This is a genomic window from Mucilaginibacter ginsenosidivorax, assembly GCF_007971525.1.
Classification (GTDB): domain Bacteria; phylum Bacteroidota; class Bacteroidia; order Sphingobacteriales; family Sphingobacteriaceae; genus Mucilaginibacter; species Mucilaginibacter ginsenosidivorax.
The window spans coordinates 6,692,324-6,712,821 of the sequence record NZ_CP042437.1; the positions used below are offsets into that span (position 1 = coordinate 6,692,324).

At 43.8% G+C, this 20,498-nt stretch carries 19 protein-coding genes; 5 read left to right on the forward strand and 14 right to left on the reverse strand.

From position 1 onward, the window contains the following. Window positions 1–54: 54 nt before the first annotated feature. The 3 genes from FSB76_RS27685 to FSB76_RS27695 form a co-directional block, all read right to left on the reverse strand. A complete protein-coding gene (locus FSB76_RS27685) occupies window positions 55–1,497 on the reverse strand; it encodes a L,D-transpeptidase scaffold domain-containing protein (RefSeq protein ID WP_147059254.1) in 1,443 nt (480 codons plus the stop codon). A gap of 157 nt (window positions 1,498–1,654) precedes the next feature. Further along, window positions 1,655–2,068, reverse strand: coding sequence for a hypothetical protein (locus FSB76_RS27690; protein ID WP_147059256.1), 414 nt, complete (start codon window positions 2,066–2,068; stop codon window positions 1,655–1,657). Window positions 2,069–2,165: 97 nt separating this feature from the next. Beyond that, window positions 2,166–2,885, reverse strand: a complete 720-nt coding sequence (locus FSB76_RS27695; RefSeq protein ID WP_147059258.1) for an LOG family protein — start codon at window positions 2,883–2,885, stop codon at window positions 2,166–2,168. A gap of 272 nt (window positions 2,886–3,157) precedes the next feature. Between FSB76_RS27695 and FSB76_RS27700 the strand changes: the two genes are divergently transcribed. The 4 genes from FSB76_RS27700 (at window position 3,158) to hemN (ending at window position 7,876) form a co-directional block, all read left to right on the forward strand. Next, on the forward strand, window positions 3,158–4,345 hold the full coding sequence (locus FSB76_RS27700; protein WP_147059260.1) for a PAS domain-containing sensor histidine kinase: 1,188 nt from the start codon (window positions 3,158–3,160) through the stop codon (window positions 4,343–4,345). Next, complete coding sequence (locus FSB76_RS27705; protein WP_147059262.1) at window positions 4,342–5,391, forward strand: response regulator; 1,050 nt, start codon at window positions 4,342–4,344, stop codon at window positions 5,389–5,391. The genes FSB76_RS27700 and FSB76_RS27705 overlap by 4 nt, the downstream gene beginning before the upstream one ends. A gap of 81 nt (window positions 5,392–5,472) precedes the next feature. Then, window positions 5,473–6,516, forward strand: a complete 1,044-nt coding sequence (locus tag FSB76_RS27710) for a 2-hydroxyacid dehydrogenase (protein ID WP_147059263.1) — start codon at window positions 5,473–5,475, stop codon at window positions 6,514–6,516. Then, window positions 6,506–7,876, forward strand: coding sequence for an oxygen-independent coproporphyrinogen III oxidase (hemN, locus tag FSB76_RS27715; RefSeq protein WP_147059265.1), 1,371 nt, complete (start codon window positions 6,506–6,508; stop codon window positions 7,874–7,876). The genes FSB76_RS27710 and hemN overlap by 11 nt, the downstream gene beginning before the upstream one ends. A 449-nt stretch (window positions 7,877–8,325) precedes the next feature. Here the strand turns inward: hemN and adhP are convergent, their stop codons facing one another. From adhP to FSB76_RS27770, 11 genes are all read right to left on the reverse strand, one after another. Next, window positions 8,326–9,360: an alcohol dehydrogenase AdhP gene (gene adhP / locus FSB76_RS27720; RefSeq protein WP_147059267.1), complete on the reverse strand. Its 1,035-nt coding sequence runs from the start codon at window positions 9,358–9,360 to the stop codon at window positions 8,326–8,328. Between the two features lie 9 nt (window positions 9,361–9,369). Continuing rightward, window positions 9,370–9,717, reverse strand: a complete 348-nt coding sequence (locus tag FSB76_RS27725) for a hypothetical protein (protein WP_147059269.1) — start codon at window positions 9,715–9,717, stop codon at window positions 9,370–9,372. 499 nt (window positions 9,718–10,216) lie between these two features. After that, window positions 10,217–10,957 (reverse strand): YoaK family protein, encoded by a 741-nt coding sequence (locus FSB76_RS27730; RefSeq protein ID WP_147059271.1) that lies wholly within the window; start codon window positions 10,955–10,957, stop codon window positions 10,217–10,219. 110 nt (window positions 10,958–11,067) lie between these two features. Then, window positions 11,068–11,757, reverse strand: a complete 690-nt coding sequence (locus FSB76_RS27735) for a sulfite exporter TauE/SafE family protein (protein WP_147059273.1) — start codon at window positions 11,755–11,757, stop codon at window positions 11,068–11,070. Then, window positions 11,754–12,176: a FixH family protein gene (locus FSB76_RS27740; RefSeq protein ID WP_158643002.1), complete on the reverse strand. Its 423-nt coding sequence runs from the start codon at window positions 12,174–12,176 to the stop codon at window positions 11,754–11,756. The genes FSB76_RS27735 and FSB76_RS27740 overlap by 4 nt, the downstream gene beginning before the upstream one ends. Before the next feature lie 4 nt (window positions 12,177–12,180). Beyond that, complete coding sequence (gene ccoG, locus FSB76_RS27745) at window positions 12,181–13,551, reverse strand: cytochrome c oxidase accessory protein CcoG (protein ID WP_147059277.1); 1,371 nt, start codon at window positions 13,549–13,551, stop codon at window positions 12,181–12,183. A 2-nt stretch (window positions 13,552–13,553) separates the two neighbouring features. Further along, entirely contained in the window at window positions 13,554–14,453 is a 900-nt protein-coding gene (locus FSB76_RS27750) for a cbb3-type cytochrome c oxidase N-terminal domain-containing protein (protein ID WP_147059279.1), read from the reverse strand. Further along, a complete protein-coding gene (locus FSB76_RS27755) occupies window positions 14,450–14,638 on the reverse strand; it encodes a hypothetical protein (protein WP_090653107.1) in 189 nt (62 codons plus the stop codon). The genes FSB76_RS27750 and FSB76_RS27755 overlap by 4 nt, the downstream gene beginning before the upstream one ends. 8 nt (window positions 14,639–14,646) lie before the next feature. Further along, window positions 14,647–16,773, reverse strand: a complete 2,127-nt coding sequence (ccoN, locus tag FSB76_RS27760; protein WP_147059281.1) for a cytochrome-c oxidase, cbb3-type subunit I — start codon at window positions 16,771–16,773, stop codon at window positions 14,647–14,649. A gap of 85 nt (window positions 16,774–16,858) precedes the next feature. Continuing rightward, the gene (gene ccoS, locus FSB76_RS27765; protein ID WP_090653105.1) at window positions 16,859–17,020 is read right to left on the reverse strand and encodes a cbb3-type cytochrome oxidase assembly protein CcoS; all 162 of its coding nucleotides are present in this window, start codon (window positions 17,018–17,020) and stop codon (window positions 16,859–16,861) included. Beyond that, window positions 17,017–19,407 carry a heavy metal translocating P-type ATPase gene (locus tag FSB76_RS27770; protein ID WP_147059283.1) on the reverse strand — a complete coding sequence of 797 codons (2,391 nt, stop codon included), beginning with the start codon at window positions 19,405–19,407 and terminating at the stop codon, window positions 17,017–17,019. Before FSB76_RS27770 ends, ccoS begins: the two co-directional genes overlap by 4 nt. 120 nt (window positions 19,408–19,527) lie before the next feature. Here FSB76_RS27770 and FSB76_RS27775 point away from each other — a divergent pair, with 120 nt between their 5' ends. Beyond that, a complete protein-coding gene (locus tag FSB76_RS27775) occupies window positions 19,528–20,496 on the forward strand; it encodes a DUF542 domain-containing protein (RefSeq protein WP_147059285.1) in 969 nt (322 codons plus the stop codon). Window positions 20,497–20,498 lie beyond the last annotated feature (2 nt).

Here is a 20,498-nt window from a genome sequence, read left to right on the forward strand (position 1 = left end):
ATTTGAATGCCTGGTAATTCTTTAGTGGCCGGTATTCAAGTTACTCTTATAAAATCATAACAGGGTATCGGTTCCGTACAAAGCCATCTCCAGGCTGTTATCTAAATTGTAAATGTCGCCGAGGATTATCAGTTCGCCATCTTTTATTTCGCAGGTTAAATAGGTGATTTTGATGGGCATTGGTTTTTTAAGGTAGATGTTTTGCTTAAAGTAGGTGTTCAGTCCTTTATCCAAAGCCTTGATCTTGTCGGCCGAGTCGTCATTTTTTAGCAAAAGGGTTGCAAACCGGCGTGCCTGTTCAATGCGGATACAGCCGTTGCTTAAGGCCCGGTTCTTTTTTGCAAATAGCGATTGCTGCGGTGTATCATGCAGGTATATTTTATAAACGTTATCAAAACGGAACACTACCAATCCCAGCGCGTTGTCGCAGCCTATGGTTTGCCTGGCATAATATTGGGCCGGGCTATTTTTTATTTTGGCTAAATTAGCCGGGGTTGGTTCAATAAATTCGCCGGCCTTGGTGTATAATCCGTAGTGATTATTGTTTAGGTATGCGGTGTCGCTGATGGCGTTTGGCAGTATGGTAGCAGCGAACATTGCTGCCGGAACTTTCCATTCGGGAGCAGTTGTTAAATAGGTTACTGCGCTTTGCAGGGTAGGCGTAGGGGTTTCTGGTCTGCCCACAATCACTTTAAAATTACAGGTTGAATCTTTAATATGCAGTTTTAAGCTGTACGATGGAATATTGATATGGATGTAATATTTATCATCGGTATTAACCCATCTCAGGCGTTCCATGTTAATAGCAATTTTGCGTTCCTGGGCTTGCGGAAGCTCGTAACAATTGTTTTGGCGCAGGCCTTCAAGCAGGTAAAGTTTTCGCCTTAGTTCTGCGTATTCCGGCATGGTTGGCTGGGCGGAGGTTATAGTAGTTATTAAGTTTTTTTGCAACAGGGCCAGCGCCAGGGTTTTATCAGCCATAAAACCGGCATCAACCAAAGCATCAATTTTGTTTGCCGGATACTCCGGGTTTAGTTTTCCGTAATGCAGGTTATTTATCAGGTTGATGATGGCATCGGTTAACATAATATCAAACAAAGCCCGTTGCTCAAGGCGTACCTTTTTAGGGGTATCCAAAATGTTATGTAGTTGACCGTTAGTCAATTCTTTAGGATGGTAGTCGGCGTGCGAAAGTCCGAATTGCAACACGCAGTCAATCAGCCGCAGCGCCTGCCAGGCCGGCCCTTCGTAATTTTGTGGTTTTAACCATACGGGCATAAAGCCCGCCTGTGCGTACACGCGGGTTACCGATTTGGGGTAGTATAACTGCAACTCCACATCCTTGTTGGCCAGCTGCCTTTGAATCTCCTTACCTAATAGCGTATCGGCCGGGTTACTGCTATTGTTGGCAGCAAATGCGGCTTTAACACCGGTAACTGATAGCACGAGCATGGTTATGCCTGCCAATAAAATGCCTTTGTAAAGTTTCGGTTTCATGCCAATTAAATTATCCTGTAAAAATCGTTACATGAAGGCCCCGAAATAATGACTTCAGGCATGTTTTAACTTGATTTTAAGCAGGATAAATTCATGGAAAATAAAAAAGCGCCCGTGTAAACAGGCGCTCGCGATTATTAAATAATAAGGGGTCAAATTAAGTTGTAATATTGTTATTTACCTGTGCGGTGTCCAGCACCAAATTAAACAAGTCTTGCTTAACTTGTCTGAATTCGCGGGTTAGGTTGGCCATAAAGTTGGCCAGCTTTATCTGAGTGGATGCAAGTGCATCGGTATCTTCCGGAATAATATCTTCAGACATCAATTCCAACAGCCTTACCTGCCTTGTCAGCAGTTCTTCAACTTCTATGTCCTGCAGGTGCTTTAAAGCCTTGCCGGCGGCAATCAGCTGATGGATGTGGTTCATATCCTGCAAACCGGCAATATGCTTATCAAGTAATCTTTGCAGGAACGATGTTTCTATCTTGAAAAATTCAAGATCGGATAACCAGCGCCGGGCTATGATGTAATACTGTAATGAACGTGCAGATATTGATGTAGTAGCTTGCATACCAATTTTAGTAATTATTAAAATAGTGTTATTTACTGGCTGGTAAAATTACCAGGGCTTTAATACTAAAAAAATGACCATCGTCACCTTATGCAAATTAAGCGCGCTCAAACAGCCATTTAATTGGTTTAGGTTTTGCCTTTGCTTTAAGACCATATTGTTTAATACTTTTTTCTTTAATAAGGTTTACGGCTTCTTCAATATCATCGGTAACCAGGTAAAGGTCGGCATCAAATTCGCCTATAGTCGCGTTCTTTTTCATCACCTGTATATGTTCAAGCAGCTCTTTATGGTATTCGGTCCCGAAGATGATAACCGGGAAATTGTTTATTTTATGTGTTTGGATCAGGGTAAGCGCTTCAAAGTATTCATCTAAAGTGCCGTAGCCGCCAGGCATCACTATAAATGCAAAAGAGTATTTTACTAACAGTACCTTACGCAAAAAAAAGTGCTTCATGTATACCCACTTGTCCAGGTAGGGGTTTGGTTTTTGTTCAACAGGCAGCTGAATGTTGCAGCCTACCGATCGCCCGCCGACATCTCTGGCGCCGCGGTTGGCCGCTTCCATTAAGCCTGGTCCCCCGCCTGTTAGTATAGTAAAACCCAGTTTGGCAAATTCGGCCGCTGCTTTCCTGGTAAGCTGGTAGTAGGGGTGGTCTTCCTTATACCGGGCCGAGCCGAAGACGGTTATACACGGACCTATAAAATGCAGGGCCCTAAAGCCATGTATCAGGTCGGCCATGGTTTTAAACGTAAATTTGAGTTCGCTTAGCCTTGAATGCGGGCCTTCAAGAAACTGGATCTCGGCATTATTCATAATTGGGGTTATAGGAGGTTATATATAATAAAGTTGAATACCATACAAAGGTTGATGTTAATCGCCCTTTAAAACATGACTATGCTCATTAAAGTAAGTGGTTGTTATCAGTTTATAAACAGCGCGGGTTAACAGTGGCGGGTTAATAGCAACCAGCCGGTACAATGGAAAAAATGACTACCGTCACATTTAAACATGAAAACTATTATATTTTAATTGGCTGTTTATACCAATATTTGTGACGTTCGTCAGTTTATTGATAACACCTTTTTATGGAAAGTGCAGCCTTACTAAAAGCAATTATTGAAAACGCTATTGATGGTATAATTACTATCAACGGGCGGGGCATTGTAGAAACAATTAACCCATCGGCATGTAAGCTGTTTTTGTGTACCCCCGAAGACGTTGTTGGTAAAAATATATCGGTATTAATGCCGCAGCCTTACAAGGCACAGCATGACGAATATATACACCGTTATCAGCAAACACACGACCCGCACATTATTGGCATTGGCCGCGAGGTTACGGGTTTACGAACAGATGGCACAACCTTCCCTTTCAGGCTTGCCGTAAGCGAGGTTGATTTTGCAGGCAGAAAAATATACGCCGGTTTTATACATGACCTTTCACGGGAAAAAGAAGCCGAAGAACAATTAAAAGATTACGCCGCCCACCTGGAAGATTTAGTTGAGCAGCGCACCCAAACCCTTAAAAATACGGTACAGGCGTTGCAGCAGGCAAAAGAAGAGGTGAGTGTTTCGCTTGAAAAAGAGAAAGAACTGGGCCATTTGAAAAGCCGTTTTGTATCTATGGCATCGCACGAATTCAGGACGCCCTTAAGCGCGGTGCAGTTATCGGCATCATTAGTTGAAAAATACGCACAGCCTTATGATAATGCCAACATCCGCAAGCATGTGGCAAAAATTAAAAATGCGGTGGGTAATTTAACTACCATCCTTAATGATTTCCTGTCGCTCGAAAAACTGGAGGCCGGCCGGGTTGAACCAAGTTATACGCCGTTTGACCTGGTGAAATTTTCGGAAGAGATTACCGAAGAGCTGCAAATGGTTGCCAAGCAAAACCAAAACATCATTTATCAGCATACCGGTACACGCAGTATAGTAAATCTTGATCCAAACCTGCTTAAAAACTGTGTTATAAACCTGATATCGAATGCGATAAAATATTCGGGCGAAAATACTTTTATCGAGTTTAATACCGAAATTGCCGATAGCAATTGTGTAATAACCATTAAAGATAATGGCATAGGCATACCCGATACCGATCAAAAACATTTGTTTGAAGCATTTTTCCGTGCGCATAATACAGGTAATATTCCGGGTACCGGCCTGGGCCTTAATATTGTGGCGCGCTACACCAGTTTGATGGATGGCCGTATTGAATTTAAAAGCGATATAAACCAGGGAACTTTGTTCACCATAACTTTTCCAATATCATGAGTAAAAAAGTTTTGATTATTGAAGATAACAATGACATCCGCGAAAACGTAGTTGAAATTCTTGAGTTGGCCAACTACCAGGTATTTGATGCCAATAATGGCAAAAAAGGGGTGGAGCTTGCTATAAAAGAATTGCCTGATATTATTTTATGCGATATTATGATGCCCGAGCTGGATGGCTATGGCGTTTTATACATGCTGAACAAAAACACCGATACGGCTGCAATTCCTTTTATATTTTTAACAGCTAAAGCCGAGCGGGTTGATTTGCGCAAAGGGATGGAATTGGGTGCCGATGATTACCTTACCAAGCCTTTTGATGATATGGAGCTTTTAAACGCCATTGAAAGCCGGTTGAAGAAAAAAGAGCTGCACCAAAACTTTTACAGTAAATCGCTTGACAGGTTGAACAGCCTGATTGCAAAAAATGATGGCCTGGCCGAATTAAGAAAGATAATTGCCGAGCGTAAAGGCCGCCAGGTTAAAAAGAACCAGGTAATTTATTACGAGAGTGACAAGGGTAACGGCCTTTACCTGGTAATAACCGGCCGGATAAAAACAATAAAACTTGCCGAGGACGGGCGCGAACTGATGACCGGCATTTATGTGGATGATGACTACCTGGGTATTAACGCCGTTTTATCTAACGAACCTTATTCGGATACAGCAACTGCGCTTGAAGATAGTACGCTTTGCCTTATCCCCAAAGACCAGATAGATCACCTGCTGAACCATTATCCCGATGTAGCCCGCGAATTTATAAAATTACTGGCCAATGATATCCGCGATAAGGAAGACCAGCTCATGCAGCTGGCTTATCACTCGGTACGTAAACGCATGGCCGAAGCTTTAACCCGCCTGCACCGGCAGGATGCGGATAATGAGGGAATAAAGATCACCCGGGAAGACCTGGCCGCCATGGCCGGTATGGCTACAGAAACCGTAAGCCGCACACTATCTGATTTTAAAGATGAAGGACTGATAGAAAAAAAAGGCAGCCTGATAACTATTCTCAAACCAGAAAAGTTATCTAAAATGAAAAACTGATAACGATCATTTTTTGGGTTGATTGCGCTCATACTATTGCGGCCCGCGCAATTGTAGCTTTGTTTTTATAAACAACGTATAATGAAAGCGGTAGCATACAGTATAAAACCTTTTGAAAAAGAATACCTGGCGAAGGCTAATCAAAAGAAGCACGATATCACCCTGATTTCAAATCCTTTGGGGCCAGATACCGCTATTTATGCCGAGGGTAAAGACGCCGTTATTGTGTTTACCAACGATGATGTTTCGGCTGTTGTGATAGGCAAACTGGCCGCACTTGGCGTTAAATATATCGTTACCAGGTCGTCGGGTACCGATCATATCAACAAAGATGCCGCCGCCGCGCACCACATAAAAATTGCAAACGTACCTTCTTACTCGCCGCAGGCCATTGCCGAGCATGCCGTAGCCATGGCCTTCGCCCTTAACCGGCAGGTAGTTAAAGCCGATCAGCATAGCCACGCATTTGATTTTAGGAACGATGGCCTCATCGGTTTTAATTTTGCAGGCAAAACCGTAGGCATTGTTGGGCTGGGCAGCACCGGTAGGGCCGCAGCTGCAATTTACCATGGGCTGGGTTGTGATGTTATTGGTTATGATCTTTTTTTTCCGGCTGATGAACCTTACACCAAACCTGTATCACTGGAATATTTACTGGAAAATGCAGACATCATAACCCTGCACGTTCCGTTAACAGCCGATACCCGGCATTTTATAAATACCGAAAGTATTGCGAAAATGAAAAACGGAGTGATGCTGATAAACACCTCCCGCGGTTTGCTTGTCAATACCGCCGATGCGCTTTCGGCGATAAAAAGCGGCAAAATAGGATACCTGGGTATTGATGTGTATGAATTTGAAAAAGGCTTGTTCTTTGAAGATCACCAAAAAGATGCCATAAAAGATCCTTTATTAAATAAGTTGATGGAGCACCCGAATGTGCTGGTAACACCACACCAGGCATACCTTACCCGCGAAGCGCTACAGGAAATAGCAAATTCAACTATAAAAAGTCTTGATTTGTGGCAGCAAAACAAATGTGTAGGTAAAGCCTGCGCCTGCGCCAAAGAATGCCAGAAAACGGTACCCAACAATATACTGACCGAAGTTAATAATGGAAAATAAATCGCTCCTGCTTACCGATAAATATAATGTAGCTGTTCCGCGCTACACCAGTTATCCAACAATGCCTTATTGGGATGCCAATACCTTTAGCCCTGAGCTGTGGCAGCAATCTGTAAAGTTTTCATTTACCGAAAGCAATGCGCAATCGGGTATCAGTTTATACATCCATTTGCCTTATTGCGAAAGTTTGTGTACTTATTGCGGCTGCAATACGCGTATTACCAAAAATCACAGGGTTGAAGAACCTTATCTAGCCGCGGTTTTAAAAGAATGGGATATGTACCTGGCGATTTTTAACGACCGGCCGGTGATAAAAGAAATTCATATGGGTGGAGGTACGCCTACTTTTTTTAGCCCCAAAAACCTGCAAACGCTTATAAAAGGCATTATTAAAAATGCAACTATACACGCCGATGCCGAATTTAGTTTTGAAGCACACCCGGCAAATACAACGGTAGGCCATCTGCAGGTTTTGTATGATCTGGGCTTCAGAAGGCTATCATTAGGCATACAGGATTTTGATCCCAAAGTACAGTTTATCATCAACCGCCATCAAACTGCCGACCAGGTGATGGCCGTAACCCAGCAAGCCCGCCGGATAGGCTATACATCAATCAATTACGATTTGATATACGGACTGCCTTTACAAACTTTGGCCGGCCTTGCCGATACCATGAACAAGGTAGCCTTATTCAGGCCGGATAGGATAGCATTTTATAGCTATGCCCATGTGCCCTGGATAAAACCCGGCCAAAGGCGTTTTACTGAACAGGACCTGCCCGATGCCGCCGCCAAAACCAAACTTCACGAAACCGGGAGGGCTTTATTAATGCACTATGGTTACCACGAAATTGGCATGGATCATTTTGCATTACCCGGCGATACGCTTTTGCATGCAGAACAAAATGGCAAGCTACACCGCAATTTTATGGGCTACACTCATCAGCATACCCAGTTACAGGTTGGCCTGGGGGTATCCGCCATCAGCGACTCGTGGTACGGCTTTGCGCAAAACGTAAAAACGGTTGAGGAGTACTTTCAACTGATAACCGATGGCCAACTGCCCGTATTTAAAGGCCATATTTTAACTGCTGAGGATTTGATAGTCAGGAAGCATATCCTGAACATTATGTGCACGGGCCAAACAGTATGGAACCATCATGGCGAGCCTTGCACTGCCGTAGCCGACGGATTGGATAGATTAGATGCCCTGGCCGACGACGGCCTGGTTGAATTAACCTCCCTGGGGCTTACAGTTACCGAAATGGGCAAACGCTACCTGCGTAACATTTGTATGTGCCTTGATGCCCGGCTATGGGCCGATAAGCCCGCTACGCAGTTGTTTAGTATGGCTATATAAATTATGGATGCCGAATACCCGATGCCAAGTCGTTATGATTAGGTGTCGGGTATTTGGCGTTTAATAATTTATCAATCGCTCATTACTGTGCACCCACATCTCTCGAATATCTTAATTAGTAAAAACAAAATGTCATTTCGACGAATCGGAAGGGCACGTGTTCAGGGGGAGAGGAGAAATCTTTTACGCCCTACATTCCTCGAAGTATTGTAGAAATAGCAGGGCGTAGAAGATTTCTCCTCGTACCTCGTCGAAATGACATTTTTCCTTGAAACGATGTGGGTACACGTAGACTTACATGCATTAGTTGATTGCCGTTGGCTTCAGCCGAATTTTTGCATTCGGCTTTAAGCTTTTTTCTATAGTGGTTTTAACCCAAACAAAAGCCAGGTAACACTTAAGTTCCTGGCTTTTGTTTGGATTATGATGTTGGTTTTTGGGGCGAGTTTTTACGGTTTGGCTATCTCCAACACAACCCGGCCGTCAATTTTGCCGGCTTTCATATCATCAAAAACAGTGTTGATATCCTCTAATTTAGCAGCATGCACGGTTGCCTTAACCTTGCCTTCAACAGCAAATGCAATGGCTTCTTCCATATCTTTACGGGTGCCGACTATTGATCCTCTTACGGTGTAGCGGTTAAGCACGGTTTCAAATATCGGCAAATCAAAGGCGCCCTTCGGTAATCCGTTCAGCGCGATGGTACCTTTACGCCGCAGGGCTGATATTCCCTGGCTGAAAGCAATTGGCGATACCGCGGTAACAAGTACTCCATGCATTCCCCCGGTTTCTTTTTGCAGATAAGCGCCGGGATCCTGCTCTTTGGCGTTAACAACCAGTTCGGCACCCAGTTTTTTTGCAAGTTCCAGTTTATCATCAGCCACATCAATTGCAGCCACATGCATGCCCATAGCTTTTGCATATTGTACGGCAAGGTGCCCTAAACCGCCAACGCCGGATATAGCCACCCATTCGCCTGGCTTAACTTCGGTTTCTTTTAGTCCTTTATACACAGTTACGCCGGCACAAATAATTGGCGCCATCTCGGTAAAATTGATGCCCGCCGGGAAGTGCGCCACATAACGCGGATCGGCCAAAACATATTCGGCGAAGCCGCCGTCTACACTGTATCCGCCATTTTGCTGTGTTCCGCAAAGCGTTTCCCAGCCGGTGATACAAAACTCGCAGCAGCCGCAGGCACTGTGCAGCCATGGCACGCCTACAATATCGCCCTCTTTTACGTTTTTAACATCGGCGCCCATTGCTACCACATAGCCAATAGCTTCGTGGCCGGGTATAAGGGGTAGCTTGGGTTTAACCGGCCAGTCGCCATTGCAGGCGTGTAAATCGGTATGGCAAACACCACATGCAATTACTTTAACCAGTATCTGGTTTGCGTTCGGGGTTTTAACCTCCACATCTTCAATTTGTAATGGTGCGCCAAACTCACGTATCACGGCGGCTTTCATTTTTTGAGGAATCATAAGTGTAAATTATATGATGAAGGCAATCAGCATTAACACATGAAGTGCTATGCTTGCAGCAAACAGGGTAAGCAGGGTTTTAATACCGGCGCCGCCCATACCGGCTATAATGTTGGCAAAAAATAAAGTTAAGGTTACAACCAAAACAAGTATTGGCGCATTAAAATAATATATTAAAAAGGCAGGTACCGGCAAAAAAAACACGCCCTGGAAAACCAGTGATACCAAAAACCACAATGTTTTGCTTTCGGTTTGGCTGTTAACAAAGGTGTTCCATTTGTAAGCTAAGCTATTGGTGCTTTTTTTTGTAGTGGGTTGGGCGGTCCATTGGACACGGGTACTCATTGTAGTTTCCATGATTCAATTTATTTTTTATACCACAAATATCCGGGGAATCAATAGGGTGCACCATGATAACAGGCACTGCAAAAAGTGATGATCGTCATACTGAGTGGTAAAATTTCGCGAAATTCTGAAGCTGAAGTGACATCAAAAATAAAGACTGTCATGCTGAGTGGTAAAATTTCGCGAAATTCTGAAGGGAGAATGACGAATATCGCATGTTGGTTAAGACTCACCCGGCGAGGCTGCGCCCGCCACCCTCTCTTCACCTGCGGTGGAAAGAGGGTGGCGGGCGTTGAATATCAATATATTATAAAGGAAAAATAAATAATAAATTTTCAAGCCCCTCTTTCCGGCGAAGCCGAAGAGAGAGTGGCGGGCGCAGCCTCGCCGGGTGAGTCTTAGTCAGCGTTCAAAGCCAATGCTTGAGTAAATATTCAACATATCACAGGTGGGACCTAAAAAGATTACAGTATCCCTTTGGTTGGAAATTAAAAATCTTCGGCATTATTGTTTAAATCGATTTCTTTAATCGCCCCTGCAAACTCCGGTAATATTGTTTAACCGCTATACGGAAAATATCATACAACAGGGTGTATATTAAGATAATAACAGGGACAAGAAAACAATAAAAATGCAGCCAGCGAAAAATATAAGCACCGGCCAGTGCCCCGCACATAAAGAAAAAAATAATAGCCACCCGTAATTTTATTTTAGCTTTCAAGGCCGTCCTGTCTTCTGCTTTGTGCCGGAAGAACTGGGCAAGTTCAATCCCCAGGTCGGTAAATGTACCGGTAAGATGAGTGGTGCGTACAACCGAGCCCGAAACCATTGATACCAGCGCGTTTTGCAGGCCCATGGCAAACAGCAGGCTGCCGGCAAATATCTCTTTGCCTACTAAGCTATGATCATACCGGTAGCCAAACAACGCTACGCTCAAGAGTATAGTAATTTCAATTAAAATGGGGATTACATAGGAGTATTGCTGGTTTTTGCCGATGCGGGAAACAATAAAGCTTGATACAAATGCTCCGGCTAAAAAAAGGAACATCCATAAGGCAATTACCCTGGCCGTTTGCCAGTTTTGCAATGCAATTTGCTCAGCAAACAATGCCGCGTGGCCGGTTACATTGGTGGTAAGCACGCTAAACCCAAGAAACCCGGCCGCATTTACAAAACCCGCGGTAAGCCCAAGCAATGAAGCGAGCTTTACATTGTGATTATACGTTCTTTTAGTACCCAGATGTCTTAGCATTCTTTATAAAATAAGTGGTAAGTACTAAGTCTTAAGCTCGAAGCCTGAAGCCCTGAGTTTAAAATTGTAATTTTTGACTTAGAACTTAAGACTTTCGACTAATGACTATCCTAATGGCAGTTGGTTATTCCCTGTGATTGTTTGGCGGGGCTTAAATAAGGGATATCTAAACCTAATCCGCGCAGCACAAACCACAAACCTAAACAAACCATAAGGTAGGGCATGGCCATATTAATACGGCGACGAACCTGCGGGCCGATAAAACCCATGCTTACCGTAGCCAGCAACATTAACGGGAAAGTGCCTACTCCAAACCAAAACATATATTGCGCAGATGCATAGACAGAGTCGGTATTTACCGCGCCGATAAGTGCAAGATAAACAAACCCGCAGGGCAGGAAACCGTTAAGCAAACCCACTGCAAAGTGGCCAGCCTTATGTTTTAGCGCAAAACCGATAAGCTTGTTGATTGGCGCCAACATTTTGGGCATCAGCTTACTTTGACTGAACCTGACTTTAAACATACGCGAAAAGCCGGCCATGATAATTAAAATGCCGCTAATAACGGCCACGCTTTGTTGTAAACCGGCCAGCCAAAGCTGCCTGCCCAATAAGCCTATCAGCAAACCCAGCAACGTATAGGTGATAACACGGCCGGCATTGTAAACAAATTTATCAACTACCACCATCCACCATTTTGAATGAAAGGATGGTACTGCAAAAGCAAGCGGGCCGCACATACCAATACAATGCACACTGCCAAACAGGCCAATAAAAAAAGCTACCTGGTTATTACTCATTCTATATCCACCTCCTTTTCGTACAGGTACGGCTTGCGGTTGCTTTGCCACTCCAGTACAATATGCCATCGGCCTTTAACAAGCGAAGTAGCAGATACGTTGGCAACCCTGTCAAGCTCTGTGTTTATCGGGAAAGTTTTATCAAGCGCCTGGCTGGATGGCCGTATAAATTTAATGCTTCCTGTTGCGGGTGCTGTAAACGTTATATTCACCAGTTTGCCATTTACCTGGATTGCAGGCTGGGCATGGTCGGTAACAACCTGCTTTTCTTTTGCATAGTCTTTATCAAAGTTTAGCCCTTTTTCATAATAATGATGGTCATATTCATCGGCCGGCAGGGCAAACATCCGTACACACATGAATATAATAAACAGCATGAACATGGCCATGCCTGCAACTATTCCTTTTCCCCAATTCATATTTTTAATCATTTGATGGTCCCACAAACGCTGTACTTACCGTTTGAATTACTTTGTTATTTAACAAAAGGTTGATTTTTACATCCGTTTTTGCCGAGCTGATATGTGAGGCCGGGATCAATAAAAAAAACACAGTTTTAACAGATGCGCCGGCCGCGACTTTGCCCGGAGCCTGTATGTATTTAATTTTTATAGCCGGATCATCCGGTTGAATAACGATATCGCGGCTTTGGTTTGATTTATTAATAACCTCGGCATTGTAAATATTACTTACCAGGCCGCCTTTCTGTTCCTGGTACAGCATGCCTGCACTGCGCATAACCGCCAGGTCCATATCGGCCCTGCTGAAAATAAAGTAACAAAGCACGGTCATTAAAACAGCGATGATGCCGCTATAGCCCATCATTCTGCCGGTAAACGACGGCTTTTGCTGCTTGTGGATCATGTTCTCTGAGTAAAACCCTACCAGGTTTAATGGTTTATGGATTTTATCCATTACCTCGTTGCATACATCAATACAAGCGGTGCAATTAATGCACTCCATTTGTGTGCCATGCCTGATATCTATACCCGTAGGGCAAACCGATACGCATAGGCCACAGTCTACACAATCGCCTTTTGCGCTGTTATCGCTGGTTTTTGAAAGCTTTCCTCTTGGCTCTCCGCGAACCTCATCGTAGGCTACTACCAGCGTATCCCTATCTAACAGCACACCTTGCAAGCGGCCGTAGGGGCATACCACCGTGCAAACCAACTCCCGTACCTGGCTGTAAACCAGGTAAAAAACAATAGTAAAAACCCAGATACTTAAAAAGCCAACCAGGTGCAGTTCCACCGGCTCGGTGATTATTTTAAACAGCACATCGCTGCCTACAAGGTAAGCTAAAAAGGTGTTGGCTATCAGGAACGAGAATATAATAAACAGGAAATGCTTGCTGCCTTTTTTTAGTATTTTCTCCCTGTTCCAGGGGCCTGCATCTAATTTTTTTTGTTTACTGCCGTCGCCCTCAATCCAGTTTTCAATCTTTCTGAAAAACATTTCCATAAAGATGGTTTGCGGACAAATCCAGCCGCAAAAAACACGGCCGAACGCGATAGTGAACAATACCACGCAAACCACAAATACCAACGACGCTAAAACAAACAGGAAGATATCCTGGGGCCAGAAAACCTGCCCCAGGATAACAAAACGCCTCTCCATAAAATTCAGCAGCAGCAATGGCTGCCCGTTGATCCTGATAAGCGGCCCTGCAAAAAATAGCAGCAGGTAGCCATAGCTAATCCACGAGCGCCATTTATATAGTTTTCCTTTACGGATTAGCGGGTATATCCACTTGCGCTTATTCGTCTCTTTCGCTACCAGTAATCCGTCCATGGTTATTTATTTGCTGCAAGTTTATCGTCTGTATCGGTCTCTTTTGTTCCCTGCGGCTCTTTTGCGCCGGCGGGGTGAGTACCGTGTAATGATTTAACGTAGTTGGCCACATCGGCAATTTGCTTTGGCGATAATTGTTTTTCCCAGGTAGGCATACCTTTGGCAAGCACGCCGTATTTAATGGTTTTAAACAAATCGTTTATTTTGCTGCCATGCAGCCAAAAATCGTCGGTAAGGTTGGGTCCAACATTTCCCTGGGCATGATCGCCGTGACAAGCAACGCAATTGGCTTTAAATATCCCTTCGCCAGCTGCAAGTACTGCCGGATCTTTCACCAGTTTTACAGTGTTTTCATCAACCCGGTTGGCGGCTTTGCTCAGGAACGCCTTTTTTTCGATGTCGGCCTGTGCCATTTCTGTTTTATACTCGGCATATTGCAACTGCCCGGTTTTAAATACATGGTAGTTAAGCAGGTAGCCTGCTCCAAAAATAATGGTGCCATAAAAAAGATACATAAACCAGCCGGGTATTGGGTTGTCAAGCTCCTGTATGCCATCGTAATCATGCTGTATAAGGAGTTCATGTTCCTCTTCCAGGGGCCTGAGTGAAAGAAGCTTTTGCCAAACTTCTGCTTTTGGTTTCCTGGCTTTCTTTTCCTTAACAGGGTTCATTTGCTCGGCTATTTCGGCTTCTGATAATCCCTGCTGTTTAAGCATTACACGTGCTAAAACGTTAAAGGTTTTTACCAGTACCAGCATAGCTATTAAAAAAAGCAGCAACATGCCAACAACAACTCCATAAGCAATATAATTCATTACATCACCCGGAATAAGACCATCAGCCATAACGGGCTGAATAAATAATACAAATGCTGATATTAATATAATGCGTTGGTACTTCATGACTGAAAAGGTTGTTGATCTGTTAAACTATCTTCTAATGGCAAATCGCTCATATATTGAACATGTGGCTTCCTGATGCGAATGAGCATAATGGTTACTACAATAAAAAATACAAAGAATATCCCCAACGAGAACAGCAGGTATGCCTGGTTTGCGTTGATGTTTTCTGTAAATTGCTTAAACATGATGGTGATTATTTATTGGCAGTTTTGTTTGCTTTAATGTCTGTTCCTAACCGTTGCAGGTAAGCAATTAGGGCGATGATTTCCTTGTTGCTTTTAACCTTAATGTGGTCGGCATAAAGGTTGTCCCTAATTTCTTTTTCCTGTTTTTCGAGGTCCTGGTTAGCTATGTTTTCATAACCTGCCGGATATGGTACACCTAATTTGCGCATAGCGTTTATTTTTGCGCGGGTTGATGTCGTATCCAGGTTTTGGGTTATCAGCCAGTCGTAATTAGGCATGATACTTCCCGGCGACATCAGGCGCGGATCCATCAGGTGATTGTAGTGCCAGGCGTTACCATATTTTTGACCTTCGCGGGCCAGGTCGGGCCCGGTACGTTTTGATCCCCATAAAAACGGGTGATCGTACACAAATTCGCCGGCCTTGCTATATTCCCCATACCGTTCTGTTTCGGACCTGAAAGGGCGGATAGTTTGCGAGTGGCAGCCAACACAACCCTCGCGGATGTATAAGTCGCGGCCCTGAAGTTCAAGTGGTGTATAAGGTTTTACAGCGGCAATGGTTGGGATATTTGAAGATACCGTTAACGTTGGCATCAATTCGATAAAAGTACCTACAAGGATAACCAACAGGGCAGCAATGAGCATTTGTATGGGCTTACGTTCCAGCCTGCGGTGCCAGCTGTTTTCCCTCGCAATCATATGAACGGGCTCAAGTGGCATTGCCTGCGCTGCTTCATCAGCAACCAGCTTGCCTTGCAAGGCTGTGCGGGTAAGGTTATAAGCCATTACTATTACACCCAATAAATACATAGCGCCGCCTGCAGACCGCATCATGTGCATTGGTAATATCTGCAAGGTAGACTCCAAAAAGTTTGGATATTTCAGCATGCCTTCGGCGGTAAACTCTTTCAGCATCAGGCTTTGTGTAAAACCGGCCCAGTACATGGGTATGGCATAAAATAGGATACCCAGTGTGCCTATCCAGAAGTGGAAGGAAGCCATTTTTTTGGAGAACAGCTCTGTTTTATAAATACGTGGGATTAACCAGTACAGGATAGCAAAGGTTAAGAAACCATTCCAGCCTAAAGCGCCAACGTGCACGTGTGCAATAATCCAGTCGCTAAAGTGCGCTATACCGTTTACTTGTTTAAGGGAAAGCATAGGGCCTTCAAAAGTGGCCATACCGTAGGCGGTTAAACCTACAACCATGAACTTCAGGATCACATCGTCCCTTACCTTATCCCATGAACCGCGCAGGGTTAACAATCCGTTTATCATACCGCCCCAGCTTGGCGCTATCAGCATAATAGAAAAAGCTACGCCTAATGATTGTGCCCAGCCGGGTAAGGTGGTATATAAAAGATGGTGAGGGCCGGCCCATATATAGATAAATATAAGCGCCCAAAAGTGCAGGATACTTAATTTATAAGAGTAAATAGGGCGGTTGGCCATTTTGGGCAAAAAGTAATACATCATACCCAGGTAAGGGGTAGTCAGGAAAAACGCGACTGCGTTATGGCCATACCACCATTGTACCAGGGCATCCTGAACGCCGGCATAAACCATATAGCTTTTAAATGCAGATACCGGTAACTCAAATGAGTTTACAATGTGTAACACGGCTATGGTAACAAACGTGGCTATGTAAAACCAAATGGCTACGTATAAGTGCCTTTCGCGGCGTTTAAATATAGTGCCAAACATGTTCCAGCCAAACACAACCCAAATTATGGTGATGGCGATATCTATAGGCCATTCCAGTTCGGCATATTCATGTGATGTGGTTAAACCTAAGGGAAGTGTAATTACTGCCGATAAAATAATAAGCTGCCAACCCCAGAAATGGATTTGGCTAAGTACATCGCTAAACATCCTTGCCTTGAGCAGGCGTTGCAACGAGTAATAAACGCCCATAAAAATGGCATTGCCCACAAAGGCAAATATTACCGCGTTGGTGTGTAACGGGCGGATACGACCGTATGTAGTGTACTGGTTACCCATGTTGGCGGCCGGGTGATAAAGCTGAATGGCTACAATTAAGCCTACAGTCATGCCGATTATCCCCCAGATTACGGTAGCGATACCAAAATTCCGGACGATTTTGTTGTCATAGTAAAATTTTTCGGGCTGCATAAAATGTTGTCTTTTTATGGGTGTAAAATTATTGATGTGCAATGGGTGACAGAATGATGACAGTTTGCTTTAAATATGATTAACATCACTTTTTATCGGCCTCGGCATCGTCATCATCAAGCAGGATACGCATGGAGGGTGTGTACAGATCATCATTTTGACCGCTGCGCTGCGCCCAAAAAAAGGCGGCTAAAAATATCAGCGCAAGCAAAACGCTGCAGCCAATTAAAAAATAAATGATGTTCATATGAGTTTTCGTTTTTTGGCGGCAAAATGAGTTGCCAGGGTAGTAAATGAAATAATGGTAACAGTACTTAAAGGCATTAAAATGGCGGCTATTAACGGCGATAAATGGCCGGTAACCGCATAACTAAGGCCTATAATATTGTAGGTAAGCGAGATGAGGAACGACATCCGTATAACGTTTACCGTGTCACTGGCAAAGCGAAGAAAAGAGGGTAGTTTGCTAAATGATTTTCCATCTAAAATGGCATCACACCCCGGCGAGAAATTGTTTACATCGTCTGTAACGGCTATGCCAACATCACTTTGTTTTAGTGCGCCCGAGTCGTTTAACCCGTCGCCCAGCATTAAAACCTGTTTTCCTTTTTGTTGAAGTGCTTCTATAAAATCCAGCTTGTCCTGGGGCGACTGGTTAAAATGCATGGCCTTGTCGGCCTTAAAAAATTGCACCAGATCTGTACGCTCATGATCATGATCGCCTGATAGCAAAAACAGGTCATAGTTATCAGTTAAAGAGCTGATGTTTTCCATCCCCTCCCTGTATTCCTGGGCAAATTGAAAATAGCCAAGGTAGTGGTTATTGATCATGATATGTACGCTGGTATTGCGCACGCCACCTTCGTCAAAGCCAAATACAAAGGCCCCGCTACCCATGCGTAAAGTGAAGTTTTCTATATTTACTGTAATTCCTTTGCCGGCAATCTCTTTATAATCTGTTACCGGTAGTTTTTTATAGTCGCCTAAAAATTGACAGATCATCCGGCTTAAAGGGTGTATCGAGTTGGCGCAGGCGCTGTATATCAATTGCTTTTGCTTTTCAGTAAGCTGGCCCTGTAGTATTACGCTTTTGCTGTTACCTGTTGATATAGTGCCGGTTTTATCCATTACAATAGTGTCTATTGCTGCCAGCTGTTCAACAATCCGGGTGTTTTTAAGGTAAAAAAGGTTTCTGTCAAATATGCTTAGTGCCGCGGCCATGGTAAATGGTGTGCTTAGTGCAAGGGCGCAGGGGCAGGCAATAATAAGTACGGCGGTAAAAGCATCAATGCCGCGCCGGTAATCGGTAAATAGCCAGGCCAATAACGATCCAAATGCTATAATCAGGAGTACAACGGTAAAGTACTTACTTACGGTTTCGCTAAATGTTTTTACCCTGCTGTCTTGTTTCCGGGTAAAAGCCTCGTTATTCCAAAGCTGGGTAAGGTAACTTTGCGATACAGGCTTTACTACTTCAAGCTCAATAGCATCGCCTGTTTGCCGGCCGCCTGCGTAAATGATTTCGCCCCATGTTTTATTTACCGGGATTGCTTCGCCGGTAACAAAGCTAAAATCAATAAGTGCATCGCCCTTTAGCAGGATGGCATCTGCCGGGATAATCTCATTATGCCGTATCAATATGCGCTGGCCGGTAACAATTTTTGCAAGGGGGATAGACTTTTCAGTATCCTCTGTTAATACCTGAACGGCAACGGGGAAAAATGAGCGGTAATCGCGCTCGAACGAGATATGGTGATATGTTTTTTGCTGTACAAATTTCCCCACCAGCAAAAAGAAAACCAGGCCGCAAAGCGTATCGGCATAACCGGCACCCGTGTGGGCCAATACTTCTGTTACTGTGCGAATAAAAAGAACAGCAATACCCAGCGCCAGCGGAAAATCGATATTAAGTATCCTGGCTTTTAAATTTTTTGCGGCAGAAACAAAGTAATCTCTGCCGCAAAAAAATACCACGGGTAATGTGAATACAATGTTTAGATAGCCGAAGAAATGTTTAAAAGTTTGCTCAAAGGCCGATAGCCCAAAGTATTCAGGAAAGCTTAGCAACATAACATTGCCAAAACAAAAACCTGCTACTGCAATTTTTTGAACCAGGTTACCTTTACCGGCTGTGTTTTGCTTTTTGATAACATCCTGCAGGCTAATCAATGGCTCGTAGCCAATATCATAAAGCAACTCTACCAATTGCTGCAGGCTGCAAATGCGATGATCAAAACGTACTATTAATTGCTTTTTTATAAAATCGACCCTGGAGTAATGGATGGCCGGGTTAAACCTGTTTAACTGCTCAAGCAGCCATAAACACGAACTGCAATGAATGTGGGGTATATATAAAGTGATGATAGTGACATGGTCATCGGTATAATCCAACAAATCGTTAACTATGGATGGTTCGCTTAAATAGTCAAATTTTTTGGTAACCCGTTCGCGGGTTGCGCCCGGGTGATCATTGTAATTGTAATAGCTCCCAAGGCCGTTGCCTGCCAATATCTGGTAAACACTTTTACAGCCCTGGCAGCAAAATTGTTTTTCATCGGCTATAAATGAGGTGGTTAAACACTCGTCTCCGCAATGGTAGCATGATGTTTTAACAAGAATTGTGTCGTTCGTCATCTTTTTATTCTGGTTTACCAAAAGTCCATTTAAAGGGCGGGAGTATAAATGATGGACGTTATAGGCTAATGTGACCCTCGTCATTTTTTGGAGCTATGAATGCCGATAGATTTGTAGTTGATGAACAGGCCGGAAACTTTTGATGCCAGGATGATTGATTCTGGCACAATGCACATTGATATTTTTGAAAGGCTAAGTGCGATGGAGATCGGTCAGTCGGTAGTGATCATTCATGACCAGAACCTGAGGCCGCTATATTTTCGTTTACAGGCCGAATGCAGACAGGCGTTCGGCTGGGAAACGCTGGATGATGGTCCCGAGGCCTGGCGTGTTCAGCTCACCAGGAAAACTCCGGGAGCAAATAGTGAAACCATAGGCGATATGGTATCCCGCGATTACCGGAACGCCGCTGTATTTAAAAAATTGGACGTGGATTTTAGCTGCGATGGCAAAAGGACCCTGGAACAGGTTTGCACAGACTATTATTTGAATATAGACGACCTGCGTACGCAGCTTGATATTTGTTTAACCCAACCTGCGGTACAAACCATTAACCTGTTAAGTTGGGCCCCGGCGTTTTTATGCCGTTACCTTATCAATCTTAACCATCAATACATCAAAATAAACACGCCTTTTATTGCCGAACTGGCTCAAAAAGTTGCCGTTGGATATAAAGACAGTCATCCGCAGATTGGCCGGGTTAGTAATCTTTTTTTTAATGCCGGGGAAATTATGATGCGCGATATACTGATGGAAGAGGCGTCGCTGTTTCCTGACATTGTTAAGCTATCGGAGTGTTATAATAAAGATTGCTTGCCTGCTAAGGATACAACAGTTGATATTTTAACCACCTTTTATGATATGATGGCAACACATGAAAAAATAGCGGCCGATTTTCGCCTTATCCGGCAGCTAACCAATAATTACCAGGTGCCCCGTTATGTTTCTTCATCCTATAATATTTTGTATAAACTTCTCCAGGAGTATGAAGATGACCTGCTATTCAATTTCCATCTTGAAAATAATTTACTTCTCCCTAAAGTGATAACCATTCGCAATAAAATGAGGTCGATGCAAATTCCCCACTGATA

Coding starts and splice junctions, on each gene's coding strand:
- FSB76_RS27685 (WP_147059254.1), bottom strand. CDS start 1,497: ATGAAACCGAAACTTTACAAAGGCATTTTATTGGCAGGCATAACCATG.
- FSB76_RS27690 (WP_147059256.1), bottom strand. CDS start 2,068: ATGCAAGCTACTACATCAATATCTGCACGTTCATTACAGTATTACATC.
- FSB76_RS27695 (WP_147059258.1), bottom strand. CDS start 2,885: ATGAATAATGCCGAGATCCAGTTTCTTGAAGGCCCGCATTCAAGGCTA.
- FSB76_RS27700 (WP_147059260.1), top strand. CDS start 3,158: ATGGAAAGTGCAGCCTTACTAAAAGCAATTATTGAAAACGCTATTGAT.
- FSB76_RS27705 (WP_147059262.1), top strand. CDS start 4,342: ATGAGTAAAAAAGTTTTGATTATTGAAGATAACAATGACATCCGCGAA.
- FSB76_RS27710 (WP_147059263.1), top strand. CDS start 5,473: ATGAAAGCGGTAGCATACAGTATAAAACCTTTTGAAAAAGAATACCTG.
- hemN (WP_147059265.1), top strand. CDS start 6,506: ATGGAAAATAAATCGCTCCTGCTTACCGATAAATATAATGTAGCTGTT.
- adhP (WP_147059267.1), bottom strand. CDS start 9,360: ATGATTCCTCAAAAAATGAAAGCCGCCGTGATACGTGAGTTTGGCGCA.
- FSB76_RS27725 (WP_147059269.1), bottom strand. CDS start 9,717: ATGGAAACTACAATGAGTACCCGTGTCCAATGGACCGCCCAACCCACT.
- FSB76_RS27730 (WP_147059271.1), bottom strand. CDS start 10,957: ATGCTAAGACATCTGGGTACTAAAAGAACGTATAATCACAATGTAAAG.
- FSB76_RS27735 (WP_147059273.1), bottom strand. CDS start 11,757: ATGAGTAATAACCAGGTAGCTTTTTTTATTGGCCTGTTTGGCAGTGTG.
- FSB76_RS27740 (WP_158643002.1), bottom strand. CDS start 12,176: ATGAATTGGGGAAAAGGAATAGTTGCAGGCATGGCCATGTTCATGCTG.
- ccoG (WP_147059277.1), bottom strand. CDS start 13,551: ATGGACGGATTACTGGTAGCGAAAGAGACGAATAAGCGCAAGTGGATA.
- FSB76_RS27750 (WP_147059279.1), bottom strand. CDS start 14,453: ATGAAGTACCAACGCATTATATTAATATCAGCATTTGTATTATTTATT.
- FSB76_RS27755 (WP_090653107.1), bottom strand. CDS start 14,638: ATGTTTAAGCAATTTACAGAAAACATCAACGCAAACCAGGCATACCTG.
- ccoN (WP_147059281.1), bottom strand. CDS start 16,773: ATGCAGCCCGAAAAATTTTACTATGACAACAAAATCGTCCGGAATTTT.
- ccoS (WP_090653105.1), bottom strand. CDS start 17,020: ATGAACATCATTTATTTTTTAATTGGCTGCAGCGTTTTGCTTGCGCTG.
- FSB76_RS27770 (WP_147059283.1), bottom strand. CDS start 19,407: ATGACGAACGACACAATTCTTGTTAAAACATCATGCTACCATTGCGGA.
- FSB76_RS27775 (WP_147059285.1), top strand. CDS start 19,528: ATGAACAGGCCGGAAACTTTTGATGCCAGGATGATTGATTCTGGCACA.